The organism is uncultured Caballeronia sp., from assembly GCF_964243625.1.
In the GTDB taxonomy this organism is placed as follows: Bacteria; Pseudomonadota; Gammaproteobacteria; order Burkholderiales; family Burkholderiaceae; genus Caballeronia.
Window position 1 is genome coordinate 1 of the sequence record NZ_CAXTGZ010000615.1, and the last position, 3,591, is coordinate 3,591.

A 3,591-nucleotide genomic window follows, 5' to 3' on the forward strand; every position below is an offset into this window, starting at 1 on the left:
TGGATTATCCCGGCGTCGGCCCGGAACACGCGTGGTTGAAGGATGCAGGGCGTGCCGAATATGTGGGCATCACCGACGAAGAAGCGCTGAAGGGTTTTCACGATTGCTGCCGGATCGAAGGGATCATTCCCGCGCTCGAGTCGAGCCACGCGCTCGCATACGCCGCGAAGCTCGCGCCCACGCTGCCGAAAGACAAGCTGTTGCTCGTCAATCTGTCTGGTCGCGGCGACAAGGACATGCATACGGTCGCCGAGCGCACCGGCATCACGTTCTGAGCCCACAACCCATGCGCGATGAAATCGTCAATGCAGGAACGGACCTCGCCGAGCGCGGAATCCACTTGCATCACCGCGATTTCCTGGCCGATGCAGCGAATCTGCCGGACGGCTCTATCGACTTGATCGTGGCCGATCCGCCGTACGGTCTGGGAAAGGACTACGGCAACGACTCGGACATGCGTTCGGGCGAAGCCTTCCTCGACTGGACTTACGGCTGGCTCGAGCTTGCAATCCCGAAGCTCAAGCCAAGCGGTTCGCTTTATATTTTTTGCACATGGCAATATGCGCCCGAGATCTTCGTGTTCCTCAAGCGCCGCCTCACAATGGTCAACGAGATCGTGTGGGACCGGCGCGTACCGAGCATGGGCGGAACGGTGCGCAGATTTACGTCGGTGCATGACAACATCGGTTATTTCGCGGTATCGAAGGATTACTTCTTCGATCTCGATCCCATCCGCATTCCTTATGACGCAGTGACGAAGAAGGCGCGTTCGCGCAAATTGTTCGAAGGCAGCAAGTGGCTGGAGCTGGGATACAACCCGAAGGACGTCTGGTCCGTTTCGCGGTTGCACCGGCAGCACGCTGAGCGAGTCGATCATCCGACGCAGAAACCGCTGGAGATCATCGAACGGATGGTTCTCGCAAGCTGTCCGCGCGGCGGCCGCGTGCTGGATCCGTTCATGGGCAGCGGCACCACCGCTGTTGCGTGTGCGCGGCATGGGCGCGAGTTTGTCGGGTATGAAATCAACGCCGACTATCACGCAATTGCCCAAGCGCGAGTTGCGCAGACGCCGCCAGCGGTCGTGCTGGTTGAGGAGCCGGTAGCTGTCGTTGAAAATGCTTCCATCGATCAAGCGTGAACTTCGCCAAAGTCGCTGCTGAAAAACGCCAAACGCGCCGATAAGCGCAGAAGAGATCATCATGTCCCGTATCAAGAGCACATTTGCGGCACTCGCCGAGCAGGGCAAAAAAGGCCTGATCCCGTTCATCACGGCCGGCGATCCGAATCCCGAGCAGACCGTCGAATTCATGCACGCGCTCGCCAAGGGCGGAGCGGACGTCATCGAACTGGGCGTGCCGTTTTCCGATCCCATGGCCGACGGTCCCGTGATCCAGCGTTCTTCGGAACGTGCGTTGGCGCGCGGCATGTCGCTCAAGCACGTTCTCGCCGATGTAAAACGCTTCCGCGAAACCAACGCCAAAACGCCTGTCGTCCTGATGGGCTATGCCAATCCGATCGAGCGCATGGGGACCGAAGCCTTCGCCAAGGCGGCGCAGGATGCTGGTGTGGATGGTGTGCTGGTCGTCGATTACCCGCCGGAAGAATCGGTGGAATTCAGCCAGGCGATGCTCGCCGCCGGCATCGATCCGATCTTCCTGCTGGCGCCTACATCGACCGATGAACGCATCGCTGCCGTGGGCAAAGTTGCCAGCGGCTATGTCTATTACGTGTCGTTAAAAGGCGTGACCGGTTCGGCAAATCTGGACGTGGCGAGTATCGCGAGTAAAATCCCGGCCATCAAGGCGCATGTGGCGTTGCCGGTGGGTGTCGGTTTTGGCATTCGCGATGCCGCTTCAGCCCGGCTGGTGGCAAATGTATCGGATGCGGTCGTGATCGGCAGCCGTCTCGTGCAATTGCTCGAAGAAGCGTCGCCGGACACGGCGGCTGAGAAGCTGACGAGTTTTATCGCTGAAATTCGTGCGGCGCTCGATTCTGCAAAATAACCCGTGATCGCGGCCAAAAAGATTCAAACAGGCCGTGAAATACGCGAAACATGAAGGAAAAACGATGAGCTGGCTCGACAAACTGTTACCGCCGAAGATCAAGCAAACCGATCCGAAAAGCCGCAAGGGCATTCCGGAAGGACTGTGGATCAAGTGCCCGGCGTGCGAAGCGGTGCTGTACCGCAACGACGTCGAGGCGAATCTGCACGTTTGCCCGAAGTGCAGTCACCATATGCGGATCGGCGCGCGTGAACGGCTCGACGGCCTGCTCGATCCGGAAGGCCGCTATGAAATCGGCCAGGAAATCCTGCCGGTCGACGCGCTGAAGTTCAAGGACAGCCGCAAGTACCCGGACCGCCTGAAAGAGGCAATGGAAGACACGGACGAAACCGACGCCATGGTCGTCATGGGCGGTGCAATCCACACCATTCCGGTCGTGACCGCATGCTTCGAATTCTCGTTCATGGGCGGGTCGATGGGCTCGGTCGTCGGCGAACGTTTTGCTCGCGGCGCCCGCAACGCGCTTGAACAGCGCACGCCGTTCATCTGCTTCACTGCATCGGGCGGCGCGCGGATGCAGGAAAGCTTGCTTTCGCTGATGCAGATGGCGAAAACCACGGCCATGCTGACCAAGCTCGCCGAAGCCAAGCTGCCGTTCATCTCCGTTCTCACCGACCCGACCATGGGCGGGGTTTCCGCCAGCTTCGCGTTCCTCGGCGACGTGGTGATCGCGGAACCGAAGGCACTGATCGGCTTTGCCGGACCGCGCGTGATCGAGCAAACCGTGCGTGAGAAGCTGCCGGAAGGCTTCCAGCGTTCAGAGTTCCTGATCCAGAAGGGCGCCATCGACATGATCGTCGACCGCCGGAAAATGCGCGAGGAGATCGCGCGCCTGATCGCATTGCTGACGCTGCAACCGGCTGATTCGGTCGCCTGAAGCATAGGCAGCAGCGCATTGTTTAATGCGCCTTCCAGGCAGCAATGGCGCGGAAGGTGTCAAATGATGACGGCCCAGGCGCCGCGCGCGAACCCGCCCCGGGTCGCGCGCGGCGTTTTCGTTTTGGCGTTTCCCCTCAAGCACTCTCTCATGACGACTTCTTCGGTTACTTTTCCTTCGCTCGACGCATGGCTTACGCATCTGGAATCGGCGCATCCGGTCGGTATCGATATGGGTCTCGCGCGCATCAGCCAGGTTCGCGATGCGCTCGGGCTCGAATTCTCGTGTCCGGTGATCACCGTGGGCGGGACGAACGGCAAGGGCTCGACGTGCGCGATCATCGAGACCATCTTGTTGCGCGCGGGATATCGCGTGGGGTGTCATACGTCGCCGCATCTGCTCGCGTTCAACGAGCGCGCGCGGCTCAATGGCGTCGATGCGGCGGATGCGGAGCTGCTCGAACACTTCGAAGCCGTCGAGAAGGCGCGAACAAGTTTTGCCGAACCGGTCTCGCTGACGTATTTCGAATTCACGACGCTTGCCATCATGCGGCTGTTTGCATCGCGCGAACTGGATGCCGTGATCCTCGAAGTGGGGCTCGGCGGGCGGCTGGACGCGGTGAATATCGTCGATCCGGATTGTGCGATCGTG

4 protein-coding genes and 1 pseudogene are annotated in these 3,591 nt (G+C 60.2%); all 5 read left to right on the top strand.

Annotated features, from left to right (window positions below):
• Positions 1-275: pseudogene (locus ACFFAR_RS28020) on the top strand (tryptophan synthase subunit beta); the annotation flags it as partial.
• Positions 276-286: 11 nt separating this feature from the next.
• Positions 287-1,138: a DNA methyltransferase gene (locus tag ACFFAR_RS28025; protein ID WP_174365231.1), complete on the top strand. Its 852-nt coding sequence runs from the start codon at positions 287-289 to the stop codon at positions 1,136-1,138.
• Positions 1,139-1,199: 61 nt separating this feature from the next.
• The gene (gene trpA, locus ACFFAR_RS28030) at positions 1,200-2,003 is read left to right on the top strand and encodes a tryptophan synthase subunit alpha (RefSeq protein WP_174365232.1); all 804 of its coding nucleotides are present in this window, start codon (positions 1,200-1,202) and stop codon (positions 2,001-2,003) included.
• Between the two features lie 64 nt (positions 2,004-2,067).
• Entirely contained in the window at positions 2,068-2,940 is an 873-nt protein-coding gene (gene accD / locus ACFFAR_RS28035) for an acetyl-CoA carboxylase, carboxyltransferase subunit beta (RefSeq protein WP_062172080.1), read from the top strand.
• Positions 2,941-3,090: 150 nt separating this feature from the next.
• Positions 3,091-3,591 (top strand): bifunctional folylpolyglutamate synthase/dihydrofolate synthase (locus ACFFAR_RS28040; RefSeq protein WP_375508894.1); only part of this gene is annotated, 501 nt, incomplete at its 3' end.